The sequence below is a fragment of the Mesobaculum littorinae genome, assembly GCF_004011175.1.
Taxonomy (GTDB): domain Bacteria; phylum Pseudomonadota; class Alphaproteobacteria; order Rhodobacterales; family Rhodobacteraceae; genus Tranquillimonas; species Tranquillimonas littorinae.
The window spans coordinates 121,837-140,807 of record NZ_RQXX01000001.1 but is presented as its reverse complement, the minus strand read 5'-3'; the positions used below and the strand labels follow the sequence as shown (position 1 = coordinate 140,807).

The 18,971-nt window shown below is 67.5% G+C and carries 20 protein-coding genes; 10 read left to right on the top strand and 10 right to left on the bottom strand.

The window, feature by feature from the left end:
• Positions 1 to 2: 2 nt before the first annotated feature.
• From EKE94_RS00705 to EKE94_RS00685, 5 genes are all read right to left on the bottom strand, one after another.
• Positions 3 to 950, bottom strand: coding sequence for a hypothetical protein (locus tag EKE94_RS00705; protein WP_127904692.1), 948 nt, complete (start codon positions 948 to 950; stop codon positions 3 to 5).
• A 203-nt stretch (positions 951 to 1,153) separates the two neighbouring features.
• A complete protein-coding gene (locus EKE94_RS00700; protein ID WP_127905423.1) occupies positions 1,154 to 2,005 on the bottom strand; it encodes an ABC transporter permease in 852 nt (283 codons plus the stop codon).
• 19 nt (positions 2,006 to 2,024) lie between these two features.
• Positions 2,025 to 3,785 carry an ABC transporter permease gene (locus EKE94_RS00695; protein ID WP_127904691.1) on the bottom strand — a complete coding sequence of 587 codons (1,761 nt, stop codon included), beginning with the start codon at positions 3,783 to 3,785 and terminating at the stop codon, positions 2,025 to 2,027.
• 91 nt (positions 3,786 to 3,876) lie between these two features.
• Entirely contained in the window at positions 3,877 to 5,028 is a 1,152-nt protein-coding gene (locus EKE94_RS00690) for an extracellular solute-binding protein (protein ID WP_127904690.1), read from the bottom strand.
• Positions 5,029 to 5,113: 85 nt separating this feature from the next.
• Positions 5,114 to 6,214 (bottom strand): ABC transporter ATP-binding protein, encoded by a 1,101-nt coding sequence (locus tag EKE94_RS00685; protein WP_127904689.1) that lies wholly within the window; start codon positions 6,212 to 6,214, stop codon positions 5,114 to 5,116.
• Positions 6,215 to 6,486: 272 nt separating this feature from the next.
• Between EKE94_RS00685 and EKE94_RS00680 the strand changes: the two genes are divergently transcribed.
• The 9 genes from EKE94_RS00680 (at position 6,487) to EKE94_RS00640 (ending at position 12,835) form a co-directional block, all read left to right on the top strand.
• A complete protein-coding gene (locus EKE94_RS00680; RefSeq protein WP_127904688.1) occupies positions 6,487 to 7,044 on the top strand; it encodes a thioredoxin family protein in 558 nt (185 codons plus the stop codon).
• On the top strand, positions 7,041 to 7,709 hold the full coding sequence (gene gph, locus EKE94_RS00675; protein WP_127904687.1) for a phosphoglycolate phosphatase: 669 nt from the start codon (positions 7,041 to 7,043) through the stop codon (positions 7,707 to 7,709). Before EKE94_RS00680 ends, gph begins: the two co-directional genes overlap by 4 nt.
• A 147-nt stretch (positions 7,710 to 7,856) precedes the next feature.
• Positions 7,857 to 8,132 (top strand): STAS domain-containing protein, encoded by a 276-nt coding sequence (locus EKE94_RS00670; protein ID WP_127904686.1) that lies wholly within the window; start codon positions 7,857 to 7,859, stop codon positions 8,130 to 8,132.
• The gene (locus tag EKE94_RS00665; RefSeq protein ID WP_127904685.1) at positions 8,132 to 8,500 is read left to right on the top strand and encodes a response regulator; all 369 of its coding nucleotides are present in this window, start codon (positions 8,132 to 8,134) and stop codon (positions 8,498 to 8,500) included. Before EKE94_RS00670 ends, EKE94_RS00665 begins: the two co-directional genes overlap by 1 nt.
• Positions 8,501 to 8,504: 4 nt before the next feature.
• On the top strand, positions 8,505 to 10,742 hold the full coding sequence (locus EKE94_RS00660; RefSeq protein ID WP_127904684.1) for a chemotaxis protein CheA: 2,238 nt from the start codon (positions 8,505 to 8,507) through the stop codon (positions 10,740 to 10,742).
• Positions 10,735 to 11,199, top strand: a complete 465-nt coding sequence (locus EKE94_RS00655; protein ID WP_127904683.1) for a chemotaxis protein CheW — start codon at positions 10,735 to 10,737, stop codon at positions 11,197 to 11,199. Before EKE94_RS00660 ends, EKE94_RS00655 begins: the two co-directional genes overlap by 8 nt.
• The gene (locus EKE94_RS00650; RefSeq protein WP_127904682.1) at positions 11,196 to 12,083 is read left to right on the top strand and encodes a CheR family methyltransferase; all 888 of its coding nucleotides are present in this window, start codon (positions 11,196 to 11,198) and stop codon (positions 12,081 to 12,083) included. The genes EKE94_RS00655 and EKE94_RS00650 overlap by 4 nt, the downstream gene beginning before the upstream one ends.
• A gap of 13 nt (positions 12,084 to 12,096) precedes the next feature.
• Positions 12,097 to 12,483 (top strand): response regulator, encoded by a 387-nt coding sequence (locus EKE94_RS00645; protein ID WP_127904681.1) that lies wholly within the window; start codon positions 12,097 to 12,099, stop codon positions 12,481 to 12,483.
• 1 nt (position 12,484) lies between these two features.
• Positions 12,485 to 12,835, top strand: a complete 351-nt coding sequence (locus EKE94_RS00640) for a hypothetical protein (protein WP_127904680.1) — start codon at positions 12,485 to 12,487, stop codon at positions 12,833 to 12,835.
• A 175-nt stretch (positions 12,836 to 13,010) separates the two neighbouring features.
• On the opposite strand, the gene xseA is transcribed toward EKE94_RS00640, so the two are convergent.
• Positions 13,011 to 14,567 carry an exodeoxyribonuclease VII large subunit gene (gene xseA, locus EKE94_RS00635; protein ID WP_127904679.1) on the bottom strand — a complete coding sequence of 519 codons (1,557 nt, stop codon included), beginning with the start codon at positions 14,565 to 14,567 and terminating at the stop codon, positions 13,011 to 13,013.
• A gap of 97 nt (positions 14,568 to 14,664) precedes the next feature.
• Between xseA and purD the strand changes: the two genes are divergently transcribed.
• Entirely contained in the window at positions 14,665 to 15,930 is a 1,266-nt protein-coding gene (purD, locus tag EKE94_RS00630) for a phosphoribosylamine--glycine ligase (RefSeq protein WP_127904678.1), read from the top strand.
• 59 nt (positions 15,931 to 15,989) lie between these two features.
• Here the strand turns inward: purD and EKE94_RS00625 are convergent, their stop codons facing one another.
• The 4 genes from EKE94_RS00625 to EKE94_RS00610 all read right to left on the bottom strand — a co-directional run bounded on the left by EKE94_RS00625 (position 15,990) and on the right by EKE94_RS00610 (position 18,967).
• Positions 15,990 to 16,559, bottom strand: coding sequence for an FAD-binding oxidoreductase (locus tag EKE94_RS00625; RefSeq protein WP_127904677.1), 570 nt, complete (start codon positions 16,557 to 16,559; stop codon positions 15,990 to 15,992).
• A 139-nt stretch (positions 16,560 to 16,698) separates the two neighbouring features.
• Positions 16,699 to 17,091 carry a Rid family hydrolase gene (locus tag EKE94_RS00620; protein WP_127904676.1) on the bottom strand — a complete coding sequence of 131 codons (393 nt, stop codon included), beginning with the start codon at positions 17,089 to 17,091 and terminating at the stop codon, positions 16,699 to 16,701.
• Positions 17,088 to 18,158, bottom strand: a complete 1,071-nt coding sequence (locus tag EKE94_RS00615; RefSeq protein WP_127904675.1) for an ABC transporter ATP-binding protein — start codon at positions 18,156 to 18,158, stop codon at positions 17,088 to 17,090. Before EKE94_RS00615 ends, EKE94_RS00620 begins: the two co-directional genes overlap by 4 nt.
• Positions 18,155 to 18,967, bottom strand: a complete 813-nt coding sequence (locus EKE94_RS00610) for an ABC transporter permease (RefSeq protein ID WP_127904674.1) — start codon at positions 18,965 to 18,967, stop codon at positions 18,155 to 18,157. Before EKE94_RS00610 ends, EKE94_RS00615 begins: the two co-directional genes overlap by 4 nt.
• Positions 18,968 to 18,971 lie beyond the last annotated feature (4 nt).

Below are 18,971 nucleotides of genomic sequence, written 5' to 3'. Positions count from 1 at the left end.
GGTCACCCCTCGTCGCAGGTATAAAGGCCGATATATCCCGTCTCATGCCCCGCGGGACCATCCGCCGCCTCCGCTGCGGCGTCGGCCGGGGTCCCGGCACTGGCGGCATCGCCGGTGGGGTCCCCCGCGTTGGGAAAGATGGTCACCACCATCTCGGCCAGCGTGGCGGGGCCGCCCAGCCAGCCCGAGCCCTTGGCCAGCGGCCGGATGCGCACCCGCGCGCCTTGGGCCGCGAAAAGACCGCCCGCCGCCAGGCCACCCGGGCCCAGCGGCTCGGCGCGGCTCAGGGGGACCAGCACGTCGTTCAGCCGGATCACCCCGCGCGGCGCCGTATCGCCCCCGCGGGCCCAGAAGACCGGCGCGGCATCGCCGGAAAAGCGGAAATGGCACACCCCCGCCCCGCCAAGCGCCGTTTCCGCCAGCATCGCATCCATCGGGTCGGGCGACACCTCGGCAAGCCGGCCCGCCTCCAGCGCCTCGACCACCGTGCCGCGCACGACGTCGGGCGCGGCCCTGGCCGCGCCGCCCCGCCCGGCCGTCAGTTCGGCGGCCAGGTAACGCGCGCGCGCGATCTCTTCCGCGCGGGCATGGCGCAGCTCATCGGCAAAGGCTTGCACCCTCGGATCCGCCAGCGGCGCCCGGGACGACGCGAGGATTGCGGCAGAGCTTTGCGGCACCAGTCCGCGCAGGTATCCGGTGTCCGTCTGCCACACTTGCGTGCGCACCATCGCCACCGCGAGAACCATCAGAACGGCGGCGAGCGCCCAGGCCCGTTTCCCGAGCGTACCCCCAAGGCATACGGCGGTTGTAGCCGCACCCAGCGCCAAGGCCGTCCAGGCCTGGGTCTGAGAAAACAGCGCGTGACCGCGGGTGGCGAGGGGCAGATAGGTCAGGGCAAAAGCGATCGCGGTCGCGACCGCGATGGTCAGGGCGAAGCGTAGATATGGCACGCGGCTGGGGCCTCCAGTGCTGCACGTCGCTCCGCACTGGGGGCGGAGAGAGGGCCGGTGAATGCGGCGCCCTCCTCCCACGCGCAGCCCCGGGCGGCAACCTAAGGCCCGGCCGGTCCGGCACTGTTTCGCCGGTGGCCGTCAGCTGCCCCCTGAACGGCCCGCCCGCCGCGCATCCCCCGCGCATCGCGGGGGCCCCGATGTCAGCCCGGCGACATGCCGCGCAGTTTCTCCGACCGCCGGCGCAGGATCTCGACCACCGACAGCAGCACGATGGAAATCACGACCAGGATGGTCGCCACGGCAAGGATCGTGGGGGATATCTGTTCGCGCAGCCCGATGAACATCTGCCACGGAAGCGTCTGCTGGTTGGCAGAGCCCACGAAGATCACCACCACGACCTCGTCAAACGAGGTGATGAAGGCAAAGAGCCCGCCCGAGATCACGCCGGGCAGGATCAGCGGCATCTGGATCTTGAAGAAAGTCCTGAGAGGCCCGGCCCCGAGGTTGGCCGAGGCCCGCGTCAGCGATTTGTCGAAACCGACAAGCGTCGCGGTCACGGTGATGATGACGAAGGGAATGCCCAGCGCCGCGTGCGCCAGCGTCACGCCCACGTAGGTCCCCTGCAGCCCGATCCGCGAGTAGAAGAAATACATCCCCGCGGCCGAGATGATCAGAGGCACGATCATCGGCGAGATCAGGATCGCCATGATGGCACCGCGGAACGGCACGTGCGACTGGCTCAGCCCCACCGCCGCCAGGGTGCCGAGCGAGACCGAGATCAGCGTCGCCACGGGCGCGATCCGCACCGAGTTCCACAGCGCCTGTTGCCAATCTGGATTGGTGAAGAAATCCCGGTAATGCCGCAGCGAATAGGCATCGGCGTCGAAGGACAACATCCCTGGCGTGAAGGTAAAGAAGTTCTCGGCATTGAAGCTGAGCGGGATGATGATCAGGATAGGCGCGATCAGGAAGAAGAAGATCAGCCCGCAGATCACCAGGTAGGCGTAATGCCAGACCTTCTGGCCGGTCGAGGCATAGGGGGGAAGCTCGATACTCATAGGTTCGGTCTCCTTACCCGAGCGACACGTTGTCGATGCCCACGATCTTGTCGTAGAGCCAGTAGAGGATCAGCACGACGGCGAGCAGGATGGTCCCCAGCGCCGCGGCCAGACCCCAGTTCAGCGAATTCGAGATGTGGTAGGCAATCCGGTTCGAGATGAACGTCCCGGTCGTGCCGCCGACAAGCTCGGGCGTGATGTAGTAGCCGATCGACAGGATGAAGACGAGGATGCAGCCCGCCCCGATGCCCGGCACGGATTGCGGGAAGTAGACCCGCCAGAACGCCGTCCAGTTGGTTGCGCCCAGCGACTTGGCGGCGCGTACATAGGAGGGCGGGATCGTCTTCATCACCGAGTAGAGCGGCAGGATCATGAAGGGCAGCAGGATATGCGTCATCGCCACGATGGTGCCGAACTGGTTGTTGATCATGACCAGCCGCCCGCCGTCCGAGATGATGCCGAGCCAGACCAGCACGTCGTTGATCACCCCCTGCTGCTGCAGCAGCACCTTCCAGGCGCTCGTGCGGACCAGAAGCGATGTCCAGAACGGCAGGAGCACGAGGATCATCAGAAGGTTCGAGGTGCGCATCGGCAGGTTCGACAGCAGGTAGGCCACCGGGTAGCCCAGCGCGACGCAGCAGGCCATGATCGTCAGCGACAGAAACAGTGTCCGTTCGAACAGCAGGATATAGATGCGCTCGCCCTCGGGCTGACGCTCGACACCGTCGGGCGTCTTTTGCAGATCGACCGAGGACAGGAAGTAGCCCGAGGTATAGGGCCCATCGAAGGCCTTGATCGTGCCCCAGACCTCTGGCTCGGCCCAGTCCTCGTCGACCTCGATCATCTGGTCGGTCACGGTCATCGTTTCGAAGTCGGGGACGGCGGTCGCCGCCTCGCGCAGAAGATCGGCGCCGGGACCGGCATAAGTTTCAGCCGCACTGCCCAGCTGACCCGAGAGGTCGTCGTAAAGCGCCTGGTAGACCACGTTCCACGGCTCTTCCTCGGCGGGCGACTCTTCGTCCTCGGTGCGGATGGTGTCGGCGAAGGCTTGGTAGATGCCCGCCGTCTCGGGCAGGATCTCGGCAATCCGGTCGGCGACCTCGAACCGGGGCGGAAGATCGTCGAAATCCTCGTCCGCGGCCTCGGCCGCCTCGCCCGCGGCGACCCACTCGGAATGGGACTCCTGCCAGTCTTCCGACGCCATGAGGGTGACCCAGGTCGCGGGCTCTTCCCATGCCTCGTTCAGCTCGACGAACTGGTCGGTATAGACCTCGCCCACGTCATCGACGCCGCGCCCCGACTTGCGGAACAGCGACGAGATGCCGGTGGTCTCGTAATTCAGGCGCGACCCGACTCGGGTGTGTTCGCGTCGCTCGGCGGCGATCATCAGGTCGAAGGCCATCGCGCGATAGGCGGGCTCGTCCGGGGCCTCGCCGCTGGCGTAGTCCCAGTCCTGCAGCGCCGCGACGGTGCGGGGCAGCGTTTCGACCACGATCTCGTTCTCGACCGAGCGGAACAGCATGTCCACGATCGGCGCGATGAAGGTGACCAGGATGAACAGCAGCAGCGGCGCGATCAACGCGAGGGCGCGCAGCTTCTGCGCCCGCAGCGCCCGGTTCAGCGATTGTTTGAGTGGCGTTCCATCGGCGGCAAGCACGGGATCGCCGGGTCCGCCTGACCCACCTCCCCGGGCTTCGGCGCGATCGGCATCGCGCAACGCGTTGTCGGGGGTGGGGCCTGTCAGATGATCGGGGCCAGTGGTCGCGTCGGTCATCGGCGGCCTCCTAGAAGCTTATGCTCTTGCTTATGCTTTTTGGGGTCGAGGGGGCGGCGTACCGCCCCCTCGCCGTCGGACTGGGCCAGTATTACTGCGCCAGCCACGCCTGGAACTTGGCGTCCAGATCGTCGCGGTAGTCAGCCCACCATTCGTAGTTCTGCACGAAAGCGTTCGAGCTGTTGTCGGGGTTGGTGGGCATGTGCGGGCCCATGTCGATCCCCAGTTCCGCATGCTGGCCGACCATCGGCGCCGAAGACGCGCGCGCGGGACCGTAGCTGATGTACTTGGCCTGATCCGCCAGACGCTGGGTGTCGGTCGCGAACCACAGGAAGTCCTTGACGCGGTTCAGCGTTTCCTCGTCCAGACCTTCGGGGATGACCCAGCCGTCAAGGTCGTAGGACTGCGCGTCCCACATCATCTCGACCGGCTGATCCTGCTCGACGATCAGGCTGAAGAGACGCCCGTTGTAGGTCGACCCGAAGACGACTTCGCCATCGGCCAGAAGCTGCGGCGTGTCGGCGCCGGCGGTCCACCAGACCGTCTGGTCCTTGATGGTGTCGAGCTTGTCGAAGGCGCGCTGTTGCCCCTCGTCGGTCTCGAGCTCGTCGTAGACGTCTTCCATGGCGACGCCGTCGCAGATCAGCGCCCATTCCATGTTGTTGTGCGGCCGCCGCTCCAGGCTGCGCTGGCCGGGGAAGGTTTCAAGATCGAAGACATCGCAGATCTCGTCGGGCGTCTCGCCGTTCCAGTCCGACACGTCGGTGCGGTAGCCGAAGGTGTAGGAATAGGCGATCTGCGGGATGAAGCAGTCGCTGACCAGCATGTCCTCGCCGAAATCCTCGGACGCCTCGGTGCCGTCGGGCGCGGGCGCGGCGATCTCGTCGATATCGACCTCCATCGCGAGGCCCTCGTCGCACAGGCGCATCGCGTCGGCGGCGGTCGCGTCGACGAGGTCCCAGGTGATGTTGTTGGCTTCGGACTGGGCGCGCATGCCGGCCACCGCCTCGCCCGAGCTTTCGTCCCAGGTGACGGTCAGCTCGGGGTGCATTTCCTGGTAGGGTTCGACATAGGCCTTGAGCTGGCTTTCCTGATAGGCGCCGCCCCAGGAGACGATGGTCATCTCGTCGGCCATGGGCTCGCCCGCGACCGGGCTTTCCGGGGTTTCGCTGTCCTGAGCGACGGCGCCCGCCGCCATGAGGGCCAGCGCGCCGGAGCTCATGAGTATGGACTTGAGTTTCACGTGATCTCTCCTTGTTGCATTGCCCGTTTGACGTCTCTCCTTCGCCTCCGGGCACGGGTCGAAGGTTGGCGCGCAGCCCCCGCGATCAGGGGTCGAGCGCGCGGCAATCTTGCGGCAGCCAGCCGATCTGGATCTTCTGGCCGGGCGCAAAGCGGGTCTGGTCGGCGCGGTTGCGCGTCTTGACGATGAAGTCGTCGCGCCCGGCCACCTTGAGCCGCGTGCGGAACACGTCACCCATGTAGATGAACTCCAGCACCTCGGCCGTCAGCGTGTGCGCGTCGGGCCCAAGCTCGGGGTTGAACTCCACCCGTTCGGGGCGGATCGACACCAGCGTCTCGTCCCCCTCGCGGGTAACGTTCACTGGCAGCGCGTCGATCTCTTCGCCGGTCTCGTCCAGCCGGACCACGCAGTGATCGCCGGACAGCTTGGCGACTTTGCCGCGCAAGGTGTTGTTTTCACCGATGAACTGGGCCACGAAACTGTTCTGCGGCTGCTCGTAGAGGGTGTCCGGCGCCGCCAGCTGCTGAATGCGCCCGTCGTCGAAGACCGCCACGCGGTCCGACATTGTCAGCGCTTCGGTCTGGTCGTGGGTCACGTAGACGACCGTGATGCCCAGATCGTGGGCAACGCGCGTGATCTCGAACTGAAGCGTTTCGCGAAGCTGCTTGTCGAGCGCGCCCAGAGGTTCATCCATCAGCACGAGCTCGGGCTCGAATACCAGCGCGCGGGCCAGCGCGATGCGTTGCTGCTGACCGCCCGACAGCTGCGTCGGCCTGCGGCCGCCGAAGCTGCCCATCTGCACCATGTCGAGCGCGCGCTTGATCTTCTGCTCGCGCTCGGACTTGCCCAGCTTGCGCACTTCCAACGGGAAGGACAGGTTCTCGGCCACGGTCATGTGCGGAAACAGCGCGTAGTTCTGGAACACCATCCCGATGCCGCGCTTGTGCGGGGGGATGTTGTTGATTTCCTTGCCGTCCAGCCTGATCTCGCCATGCGTCGCGGTCTCGAACCCCGCAAGCATCATCAGGCATGTCGTCTTGCCGGACCCCGAGGGGCCGAGCATGGTCAGAAATTCGCCCTTGCCGATGGACAGGTTCAGATCTTTGACGACAAGCGTCTCGCCGTCATAGCTTTTCTGCACGCGGTCAAATTCGACAAAAGCTGTCGAGCTATCGGTGGATGCCACCCAGTTCTCCCTGTTGTCGCCGCTTTTTTATGCGATCTGGTGCCAACTAAAGCGGAAGCCCTCTCGCATTGCAAGTACATGCGGAAGGAAAGCGCCGCTTTGCCACGTCACCCTGCAGATGAGGCGAATTTGGGCAGCAAATCCCGGCGCTTGCCCGACGATTATACGCCACATGCCCCGCGACGGGGCCCGGTGTCCCGTCCGCGCTCCGGTTTGACGCGGGCCCGCCCCTGCCCCACCTTCGGGGGAGATGCTGGAAAAGGAGGCCCCCGATGGCCCTGGAAAAGCCCCCCGTGTGCGACTTTGGCTGGACCGCGCCGACGTTCGAATTGCCGGGAACGGACGGGAAGACCCACGCGCTCGAAACCCTGCGGGGACCGCAAGGAACGCTGCTTATTTTCATCTGCAACCACTGCCCCTATGTCCTTGCCGTGGTCGACCGGATCGTGCGGGATGCGAAGGACCTGCAAAGCCTCGGGGTCGGTGTGGCCGCGATCTGCTCCAATGATGCAGAGGCCTATCCCGCCGACAGCTTCGACAACATGGCGCGTTTCGCGACCGAGCACGGCTTTACCTTCCCCTACCTCCATGACGAAAGCCAGGAGGTTGCGCGGGCCTACGGCGCGGCTTGCACGCCCGATTTCTTCGGGTTCAATGCCGATCTCGCGTTGCAATACCGCGGCCGTCTGGATGCCTCGCGCGCCGAACCGGCGACGGGGGCCCGCCGCGACCTCTATGAAGCGATGAGCGAGGTCGCCGAGACGGGACGCGGTCCCGCGCAGCAGATCCCCTCGATGGGCTGCTCGATCAAGTGGAAGGACACGGCATGACCGCCGCGCCCATCGTCGTCTTCGATCTCGACGGCACCCTGGTCGACAGCGCCCCCGACATCCGGGCCGTGGCCAATGCGGTGCTGGACCATCAGGGCGTCACCCCACCCCTGACGATCGAGGAAACGCATGGGTTCATCGGGCGCGGCACGCCGCATTTCGTCAAATGCATGATGGACGCGCGCGACATGGGCAACGATCCCGCGCTTTACGAAGCTCTGCACGTTGATTTCCTGTCGCGCTATCCCGACGCAACGCAGCTGACGGTCGTCTTCGACGGGGTCGAAACCGCGCTCCACGATCTCCGGCAGGGCGGCGCGCGGCTGGGTCTTTGCACCAACAAGCCCGAGGCAGCGGCCCGCGCCCTGCTCGAAGCGCGCGGATTATCCGACGCATTTGATCTTGTGCTGGGCGGCGACAGCCTGGCCCAGCGCAAGCCCGACCCCGAGCCGCTGCGGACCGCCGTCGCGCGGCTGGGGGGCGGTCCTGCGCTCTATGTCGGCGACAGCGAAATCGACGCCGAGACAGCGCAAGGTGCAGGCATTCCCTTTGTTTTCCACACCGGCGGCTATCCCCTGGGCGACCCCGCGCGGATCGAGGCTGCCGCCCGCTTTGACGAGTTCGCCAGCCTGCCCGCCCTCCTGCGCGACCTGCTCGGGGCCTAAGGCCGATCGTTTCCCGCCCCGGCCGCTTCGGCACTCGGGGCGGCATCGCGCAACGCATTCTTAAAGGTTCTGCGTCAGGAACGGCGTAGCGCCGCCCCGGACCGTATCCCGGGGGCCCGGCCCACCGGGAAGGATGACGTTGCCGCGATGACCGACAGGATTTCCGCCAACGAATTGCTCGATATGCAAGGCGCGCAGGCGCTTGCCGACGGGCTTCGCGCACGTCGTGGCCAGCCCGTGACGGTCGACCTGTCGCGGGTGCGCCATGCCGGCGCCGCCGCGCTGCAGGTGATGCTGGCCGCGCGCGAAGCCTGGCAGTCCGACGGCGTCGATTTCGCCGTTCATGAGCCGTCCGAGGCGCTTCAACAAAGTTTCGCGCTGATGGGCGCCGATCCCGAGCTTCTAGATCACAGGGGGGCGTGATGCCGCTGACCGTTCTTGCCGTCGACGATTCCCGCACGATGCGCGAAATGCTGACCCTCGCGCTCAACGACGCGGGATTCGAGGTGCGTCTGGCCGAAGATGGCCGGGACGGGCTGGAAAAGCTGCAGGCCGGGGCGCCCGATGTCGTGATCACTGACATCAACATGCCCAAGATGGACGGCTTTCAGTTCATCGAGGCCGTGCGCGGCTCGGGCGACTGGCCGGGCCTGCCGATCCTCGTCCTCACCACCGAAAGCGCGGCAACGCTGAAGGACCGCGCACGCCGTGCCGGCGCCTCTGGCTGGATCGTCAAACCCTTCGAGGAGACGCGCCTGATCACGGCGATCCGCCGCGTCGCGATGGCCTGATCCGATGAGCAGCACCAGCGATCTGCGCGACACATTCTTCCTGGAATGCGAAGACCTCCTCGAATCGATGAGCGAGGGGCTCCGCCTGCTTCAGGACGATCCCAACGACATCGAGACGGTGAACAGCGTTTTCCGCGCCGTACACTCGATCAAGGGCGGCGCCGGGGCCTTCGCCCTGGGCGACCTGGTCGGATTCGCCCATAGTTTCGAATCGGTTCTGGACGCGGTCCGGTCGGGCAAGCTGTCCGTGACGCCCGACTTGATGAAGGTCATCTATCACGCGGCCGATCACCTGACGGACCTGGTGGAATCCACGCGCGATGGCACGACCGCCAACCAGGAGCGCGGCGAGAAGATCCTGATCGACCTCGAACAGGCGATGCCGGTCAGCGAGGATGACGATGACGAGGAGATCGACTTCGCCCCGATGGCGATGGACTTCTCGCTCGACCTCGACCTGGGGCCCTCGCGGTCCGAGTTCCGCATCGGCTTCCGGCCCAACCCCGATGCCTACCTGACCGGCAACGATCCGCAGCCGCTGCTGCGCGAGTTGTCCGAAATGGGCGACTACGCGGTCACGCTGAACCCGCAGGCCCTGCCGCCCTTCGATGATCTCGACCCGTCGCGCGCCTATCTTGCATGGGACATCCTGTTGGGCACCGACCAGGGCATGGCCGCGGTCGAAGAGGTTTTCGAGTTCGTCGAAGGCGCCTGCACCCTCGACATCATCGAGCTCGAAGAGCCCTCGGGCGCGTTCGACACCGACGACGCGGACACGCAGGACGCCCCCGACATCGCGGCCGAACCAGACGGCGACGACCCTGCGCCCGGCGCCGAAGAGACCGCCACCCCGGGTAACGAGACCGGGGCCGCCCCGCAGGAACCTTCTCCGCAGCCCCCGACCGACACGGCGTCGACGGCCTCCGGCTCCGGCGCGGGCGCCCCCCCGGCAAAACCGGCCGAACCCACCGCCGGCGGCGGGGGTGCAGGTGGTGGCGGCAATGCCCGCGCGCAGGGCGCGCAGACCATCCGCGTCGCTCTGGACCGGGTCGACCGCCTGATAAACGTCGTGGGCGAGCTGGTCATCCATCAGGCGATGCTGACGCAGGCGATCGAGCAGCTGAACCTCGCCCCCGGATCGGACGTTCTGATCGGGCTGGACGAGCTCAAGCAATTGTCGCGCGAAATGCAGGAAAGCGTGATGGCGATCCGTGCGCAGCCGGTGAAGCCGCTGTTCCAGCGCATGTTCCGGATCGTGCGCGAAGCCTCTGAAGCCACGGGGAAATCGGCCCGGCTGGAAACGGTTGGCGACACCACCGAGGTCGACAAGACGGTGTTCGAAAAGCTCTCGGACCCGCTGACCCACATGATCCGAAACGCCGTCGACCACGGGCTGGAAAACGCCGCGAAACGGGCCGAGGTCGGAAAGCCCGAAGAGGGCACAGTGACGCTCTCTGCCGGTCACCGGTCCGGGCGCGTGGTCATCACCATTGCCGATGACGGGGGCGGCATCAACCGCCCGCGCGTGCGCCAGATCGCCGAGGAAAAGGGATTGATCTCGCCCGAGGCCGACCTGACCGCGTCCGAGATAGACAACCTTCTGTTTTTGCCCGGTTTTTCTACCGCCGCCGAGGTTTCAAGCCTGTCTGGGCGCGGGGTCGGGATGGATGTTGTCCGCAGCGCGATCCAGGATCTGGGCGGCACCGTGTCGATCACCTCCTTTCCCGGCAAGGGGACGACCTTCACCATCTCTCTGCCACTGACGCTCGCGGTGCTGGATGGAATGGTCGTCGACGTCTCTGGCCAGCAGATGGTCGTGCCGATCACCGCGATCGTCGAAACCCTGCGCCCCTCGCCCTCGGACGTGCAGGCCCTTGGCATGAACGACTGGGTCGTTTCGGTGCGCGGCTCCTACCTGCCGATCGTCGACGTGGGCCACGTGCTGGGCTTCCGGCCGCCGCTCGACTCTCCCGCCGACAAGGTCGTGCTGCTGATCGAAACCGATGACGATGCCCGCGCGGCCCTGCTTGTCGACGACATCCAGGACCATCGGCAGGTCGTCATCAAGAGCCTCGAAGAGAACTTCCGCCGGGTGCGGGGGGTCGCCGCCGCAACCGTCTTCGGGGACGGACAGGTCGCCCTGATCATGGACACGAACACACTCGTCGACCGCAGCGCCTTCTTCAACGCCGCGGCGATGACCGAGACCGACACGCCCCAGACGGAACCGCGCCATGCATGATCCCAACACAGCCCAGACCGGCGACCGCGAACTGGTTGCTTTTCGCACTGCCGAACAGGATTTCTGCGTCGACATCATCTCGATCCGCGAAATCCGCGGCTGGACCAAGACCACGTCGCTGCCGCACGCGCCAAGTTACGTGCGCGGCGTCATCAACCTGCGCGGATCGGTCGTGCCGATCGTCGACCTGGCGGCGCGGCTGGGTCTGGGCGCCCTGCCCGACAGCGATCGCAACGTGATCGTCATCTCTATCGTCGGCAACCAGATCATCGGCCTGCTGGTCGAAGCCGTCTTCGACATCCTGACCGTGCCTGAGGAAACGATCCAGCCCACGCCCAACGTTGCCTCGGAACTGGCCAAGGCCTTCGTGAAGGGCGTGATCTCGGAAGGCGACCGGATGATCCGCCTGATCGACCTCGACCGCGTCCTGCCCACCACGGCCGAGGAAGCGGCGTGAGCGGGGCCGTCGCCCCCTCGCCGGATCCGGGGACCTCGGGCTCGCGCGAATTCCCGTTCTCGGACGAGGATTTTCACCTGATCGCCACGACGCTGCGCGACTGGGCGGGGATTCATCTTGCCGACAACAAGAAGCCGCTGGTGTATTCGCGTCTGGCCAAACGGCTGCGCGCCCTGGGACAGAGCAGTTTCACCAGCTACTGCAATTTCGTGCTGAGCGACGCCGGCAGTGGTGAACGGGACCATTTCCTCGCCGCGCTGACGACGAACGTGACCGCCTTTTTCCGCGAGGAGCATCATTTCCAGATGCTGGCCCGCGACGTCGCGCCCGAGCTGGTCGCGCGGGCCCGCGCGGGCGGTCGGGTGCGGCTGTGGTCGGCGGCCTGCTCCACGGGGCAAGAGGCCTATTGCATCGCGATGACGCTGATCGAGGCCTGCCCCGACATCCATCGCCACGACGTCAGGATCCTTGCCACGGATATCGACACCACCGTCCTCGCCACCGCGAGCGAGGGGCGCTACCAGGTGGCCGCGCAGACAGGGCTGGACCCCGCCCGACGGGCCAAGTTCTTCGACGAACATGCCGATGGATCGATCAGCGCGCGCGACGATCTGAAGCGCCTCATCGCATTTCGCCCGCTCAACCTGATGGCCAGCTGGCCGGTCTCGGGCCCCTTCGACGTAATCTTCTGTCGCAACGTCGCAATTTATTTCGAACGCGAGACACAGGCGCAGATCTGGAGCCGCTTTGCCGAGCTTCTGGCGCCGGGCGGCGCACTTTACATCGGCCACTCAGAACGGGTGGCAAACGAAACCGGGATCGGCCTGAAGTCGGCCGGCATCACGGCTTATCGGAAAACCGCAGGCCCCGGCTTCAGGACCTAGGAGGAACGCGACAATGTCACTGAAAGACAGTCTTCGGGTCATGGTGGTGGACGACATGTCGACCAGCCGTGGGCTGATTACGCAGGCGCTCGACTGGATGGGCGTCAAGCATTACGACACATGCAACGAAGGCGCCAAGGCGTTGAAACAGCTATCCGCCAGTCCGGTTCATCTGGTGATCTCCGACTTCAACATGCCCGGCATGGACGGGCTTGGCCTGCTGGAGGGATTGCGCGGCAACAAGTCGACCCAGCGTATCGGCTTCATCCTCGTGTCCGGTCGGATGGACAAGGAGACCGTGACGCGTGGACGGGCGCTGGCGATGAACAACTACATCGAAAAGCCGTTCACCCCGCCGGCCATGAAGGCCTGCATCGAACGCGTCGTGGGAAAGCTCTAGAATGGCCGAGGCATCGCTGCCGCTGGATCGGCTGCTGAACGGCATGGCCGGGGAATTGTCGCAGCTGACCGACCTTGCCAGGGACGTCGAACACGTCGTGGCCGAAGCCGTCGCCGGTCGCGCCAACATGTCTGACCTTCGTCGCGATCTTCAGGCGCTCGACCTGATGACGCAATCGCTCGAGGCGCTGGCAGGCGTGGCGCGGCGGTGCACCGCGCTACCCAGTGTCGCGGGCATGACGGTGCCCGGAGCGGCCGTGCTCGCCCCCGTCACGCTGGCCGACATGCGCACGCGTCTTGCGGGCGACGAGGCGACGCAGGGCATGGAGGCGGGAGAGGTCGACCACTTCTGATCCTTGAAACGCCGCTGGCGCAGGCAGGACATGTTCGGTCCTCCGCGCCTGTCGGTCATGTCCGGATCCGTGGGCATGCCCGGATCCACGGGCGCCTCCGTAGCCGCCCGCGCTCCAACGCCCGCGCACGGGTCTGTGCGGGGTTGCGGACCAGCCGGGCGGGGCGAGGCCCGCGCTACAGCAGGCTTCCCTGCTCCGGCGGCGGCTCGTCCTTCGGCTTGCGCCTACGCGGCGGCGCGGCGCCCAGGGTCAGGCGCCCGTCGCGGAACTGGATCTCAAGGCTGCGCGCCGTCTCGGCCGCGGCCTTGGTCGTGACGACCTCACCATCGCCCCGGACCACGGCATAGCCGCGGGCCAGCGTCGCCTCGTAGCCCAGCGTGACGCGCAGGCGATCGAGCGCGGCGAGCCGTTTGGCTTCGGCCTCGATCCGGTCGCGAAAACGGGGCGTCAGCCGCGCCGCGACCCGGTCCACCGCCTCGTGCCCGCGGGCGATATCGCGCCGGATTGGCCGGTCCGACAGGCGCAGGGCAAGCCGGTCGAGATCGCGTGCCGCCTGCCGTCGCCCGCCCGCCAGGGCCTGCGCCATCCGCGGGGGCAGCTGATCCAGATGCCGCCGCTCTGCCGCGATCCGCGCGGCCAGCCCTTGCGGCCGCAAGGTGGCCGCCAGTTGCGCCAGTTCTGACCGCCGCGCCTGGGCCAGGCCGGTCAGCGCCGCCGGCAGCCGGGTCTCCAGCCAGTCCAGCCGTTGCCGCGCCGGTTGCGTCAGCCCGGCGGGCCGCGGCAAGGCGCGCGACAGGTCGGCCAGCCGCTGCCGGCGTTGCCCCACCGCGCGGGTCAGGCTGCCCGACAACCGCGCCGCCTGCTTGTCGAGCGTGGCCAGAAGATCGAGCCGGACCGGCACGGCGGCCTCGGCCGCGGCGGTGGGCGTGGGCGCCCGGTGGTCCGAGACGTAGTCGATCAGCGTGGTGTCCGTCTCGTGCCCCACGGCCGAGATCAGCGGAATCTGCGAGGCCGCCGCCGCGCGGGCGACGGACTCTTCGTTGAACCCCCAGAGATCCTCGATCGAGCCGCCGCCGCGCGCGACTATGATCAGGTCCGGCCGCGGCATCGCGCCGCCCGGTGTCAGCGCGTTGAATCCCTCGATCGCGCGCGTCACCTCGGGCGCGCAGGCCTTGCCCTGCACCGCCACCGGCCACACCAGCACCTTGCGCGGGAACCGGTCGCGCAGGCGGTGCAGGATATCGCGGATCACCGCGCCCGAGGGCGATGTGACGACGCCGATGACCTCGGGCAGGTAGGGCAAGGGCCGCTTGCGCGCGGGATCGAAAAGGCCCTCGGCCTGCAGCGCCGCCTTGCGCTTTTCCAGCATCGCCATCAGGGCGCCGACGCCCGCGGGCCGCAGGTCGTCGACCGTCAGCTGGTATTTCGACTGCGAGCCGAAGGTCGTCAGCTTGCCCGTCGCGATCACCTCCATGCCCTCTTCGGGCAGGGTCTCGAGCGCCGCGCACTGCCCCTTCCAGCAGACCGAGGCCAGCACCGACCGATCATCCTTGATGTCGAAGTAGAGGTGCCCAGACCGGGCGCGGAACACCCGCCCCACCTCGCCGCGCACGCGGACGCGCCCGAACTCGCCCTCGAGCACCCGTTTCACCGCGCCCGAGATTTCCGAGACGGAGAATTCCGGCAGGTTGCCCCCCGGCGCGGGGTCTGGATCTTCGAAGAGGTCGGACATGGGAACTGCGCCTTGTGATCTGCGGACGCCGCTTGTGATGTGCGGACCCCGACCCTAGAACGGCGGCGCCGGAAGGAAAAGCGGGGCGCACGAGACGATGAACATCCTGATCCTGGGCGGCGGTGGCCGCGAACACAGCCTGGCCTGGGCGGTGATGCAGAACCCCAAATGCGACAAGCTGATCGTCGCGCCGGGCAACGCGGGCATCGCGATGATCGCGGAATGCGCCAGCCTCGACATCCTCGACGGCGGCGCCGTGACCGAATTCGCCGAGGCCGAGGCGATCGACCTTGTCATCATCGGGCCCGAGGCGCCGCTCGAAGCCGGGGTCGCCGATACGCTGGCGCAGGCCGGGATCGCCGTCTTCGGCCCCTCGGCAGCGGCCGCCCGGCTGGAAACCTCGAAGACCTTCACCAAAGAGATCTGCGACGCCGCCGGCGCCCCCACCGCAGCCTGGGCACGGTTCGAGGCGCTGGAGCCCGCGCAGGCCTACGTGCGCGCGAAGGGTGCGCCCATCGTGGTCAAGGCGGATGGCCTTGCCGCGGGCAAGGGCGTCGTCGTGGCCGAAACCGAGGCCGAGGCGCTGGCCGCGCTTGACGACATGTTCGCGGGCAGCTTCGGCGCGGCGGGCGCCGCGGTGGTGATCGAGGAGATGATGCGCGGCGAGGAGGCATCGTTCTTCGTGCTGGTCGACGGCGACACGGTGCTGCCATTTGGCACCGCGCAGGACCACAAGCGTGTGGGCGACGGCGACACCGGTCCCAACACCGGCGGCATGGGCGCCTATTCCCCTGCCCCGGTGATGACCGACGCGGTGTCGACGCGGGCGCTGGACGACATCGTGCGCCCCACCATGGCCGAGATGGCCCGCCGCGGGACGCCCTATCGCGGCGTGCTCTATGTCGGGCTGATGATCGACAACGGCGCGCCGCGGCTGGTGGAATACAACGTCCGCTTCGGCGACCCCGAATGCCAGGCCCTGATGATGCGGCTGGGGGCGCAGGCGCTGGACCTGATGCAGGCGGTGGCCGAGGGGCGTCTGGGCGACATGCAGGTGACCTGGGCCGAGGATCACGCGGTCTGCGTGGTGATGGCCGCGCGCGGCTATCCCGGCGCCTATGAAAAGGGGACCGAGATCCGCGGGCTCGACACCCTGCCCGAGGATGCCGCGCACATGGTGTTCCACGCGGGCACCCGGGCCGAGGGCGGCAAGATCGAAGCCGCGGGCGGCCGGGTTCTGGGCGCGACCGCGCGCGGTGCGACGCTGGCCGAGGCTCAGGCGCGGGCCTACGCGCTGGTCGACGGGATCGACTGGCCCGAAGGCTTCGTGCGCCGCGACATCGGCTGGCGCGCTCTGGGCTAAGCCTGACCGGTGGCCGCGCCGGTCGCGGGGCGTGGGCGCGCGGGTCGCCCCGTCCGGTTTCAACCGGCGCCCAGCACCCGGCGGGGGTTGAGGATACCCCTGGGGTCGAATGCCGCCTTCAGCCGCGCCATCGCGGCGATGCCCGGAGCATCGGCCACCAGCGGCAGCCAGCGGGCCTTGCCCCGCCCCATGCCAGGCTCGGCCGTGACCGATCCGCCCATCTCGACCACCAACGCATTTACCGCCTCGGAAACCGCCGCGCCCTCTGCAGTCTGCACGAGGTTATGCAGGTTGCCGTCGCCAAGGTGGCCATAGATGTGGCTGCGTGCCCCCGGGTCGATCGCGGCCACGATCCCGGCCGCGCGGGCGCAGAAGGCAGGCAGGTGCATCGGCGGCAGGCTGATGTCGTGCGGCACCAGCCTGCCTTGGGCAAAGCACCACTCGGTGCAGGCCTTGCGCAGTTGCCAGAGGGCCGTCGCCTCGCGCCCCGACCCGGCTATCACCGCGTCGGCGACGATCCCGTCCTCGATGGCGGCCATCAAAGTGGCGGCGAACCTGTCCTGCGTGGCCGCGCCGCCGTAGCGGACCTGCCCCACCAGAAGGGAGATACCGCCCGCTCCGACGGGCAAGGGCGTCGCGCCCCCGTGCGCGTGGCGCCTGCATAGACCCCGGGCCAGATCGCCTGGGCCGCCGACAGCGCAGGCCCCAGCGACAGCTCCGATAACGACGCCGGTGTCGTGGTCGGCGACGGGGGGCGGTGCGCATCGCTTACGCGGCGGGGGCGTCTTTTGCCGGCGCGCCCGTGGCGCGGGCGATCATCACCATCTCGACCTTCATCGCGGGGCTGGCCAGCGCGGCTTCGAAACACGCGCGAGCGGGCGGCGCGACACCGTCGAGCCATTCGTCCCACACCGCGTTGACCTCGGCCACGTCGCCGATGTCGCGCAAAAGGATCGCCACGAACAGAAGCCTGTCGCGCGCCGATCCGATGGCCCGCAACCGCGCCTCGGCCTTGGCCAGCAGCTGGCGGGCCTGATCGGCGGCGCCGAGGTCGGGGTCATAGGGCGCATCGGGCGTGACGGCGAAGTAGCCGTTGCCCCCCGCCACCGTCGCCAGCGACGCGCGGGCCGAGGGCGACAGGCGAAGGATATCGTCGCTCATCGGGTCACCACGTAGACGGCGTCCTCGGTCCAGCTGACGGTCGCGGCGTCGCCCTCCTTCAGGATCACCACGTCGGCCCCGTGCAGCCGCACGCGGATCGGGGTGCCGCCATGGCGCCCGATCACCAGGGCGCTGTCGCCGAAGTTCACGATGGTTTCGACCGTCATCGCCGCGTTCATGCGCCCCGGCACCGGATCCCGGCTAAGCTTCATCTGCTCGGGCCGCAGGACCAGCGCCACCTCCTGCCCGTCGGCCAGCGCCGGCAGACCCTCGGCGGCATAGCTCACCTCGCCCAGCACGGGACTTTGCGCGCGGCGGGCGGCGGCGTCCGTGACGGTCGCGTCGAACAGGTTCGTCTCGCCGATGAAGTCCGCGACGAAGCGCGTCTGCGGCCGGTGGTAGATGTCCAGCGGCCGGCCCGCCTGCTGGATGTTGCCCTTGTCGAACACAACGATCCGATCGGACATCGACATCGCCTCGGACTGGTCGTGGGTGACGAAGATCGTGGTCACGCCCAGCTTGCGCTGGATGCGCTTGATCTCGATCTGCATCTGCTCGCGCAGGTTCTTGTCGAGCGCGCCCAGAGGTTCGTCGAGCAGCAGCAGGTCGGGTTCGAAGACCAGCGCGCGGGCCAGCGCCACGCGCTGCTGCTGACCGCCCGAAAGCTCTTTCGGATAGCGGTGGCCGAACCCCTCCAGCCCGACGAGCGTCAGCATCTCCTCGGCCCGGGCCAGTCCTTCGGCGCGTTTCACGCTGCGCATCTGCAGCGGGAAATAGACGTTCTCGGCCGCGGTCTTGTGCGGGAACAGGGCATAGTTCTGGAACACGATGCCGATGTTGCGGTCCTGCGGCGCAAGCCCCGCCAGCGACTGGCCGGCGACTTCGACCGCGCCGTCGGTCGCGTCCTCGAACCCCGCGATGATCATCAGCGTCGTCGTCTTGCCCGACCCCGAGGGCCCGAGGAAGGTCACGAACTCGCCTTTCTCGACGTCCAGGTCGACATGATCGAGCGCGGTGAAGGCGCCATACTGCTTGTTGACGCCGCTGAGGGTCAGGTAACTCGTCATGTCTGGTCCCTGGGGGTGGTGCGGCGGCTGGCCGTGGCCAGCATCCGCCGGGTAAGCCGCATGGCGTGCGGCGCCAGAAGCGCCAGCGCCACGATGAGAAACAGCAGGGTCGAGATCACGGCGATCACCGGATCGGCCTCCTGCCGGATGGAGTCGAACATCTTGCGCGGCAGCGTCTCGGCGTCGCGCCCCGAGATGAACAGCGCCACGACGGTTTCGTCGAAGGACTGGATAAAGGCGAAGAGCGCCGAGATCGTCAGCGACGGCCGCAGGATCGGCAGGGTGATGTGCACGAACACCTGGCGCGGCGTGGCGCCCAGGCTGCGTGCCGCACGTTCGAGGTTGCGGTCGAAGCCCTTCAGGTTGGCCGACAGCACCAGAAAGGTGATCGGCACCGACAGGCAGGTATGCGCCAGCACCACGCCGGTCTTGGAGAACACCAGCCGCAGGTCGCCGAAATAGCTGTAGTAGCCCACCGCCATCACGATATGCGGCACGGCGAGCGGCATCAGCATCATCAGGTTGGCGACGCTCTTGCCGTAGAACCGGTGCCGCACCAGCGCGAAGGTCGCGGGCACCACCAGCGCCATGGTCAGAAGCGTCGTGAAGAATGCGATGACGAGGCTGTTCCACGTCGGCCGCAGCCAAGACATGTCGGTGAAGTAGCTGGCATAGTAGCCCAGCCACAGCCCCGGCGGCGGGAACTGCAGCGACGCCGACGTCGACAGCGACATCGGCACCACGATCAGAAGCGGGGCTGCGATGAAGACGATGGCGAAGATGCCGATCAGGCGGAGGGATGCGTTCATGTCA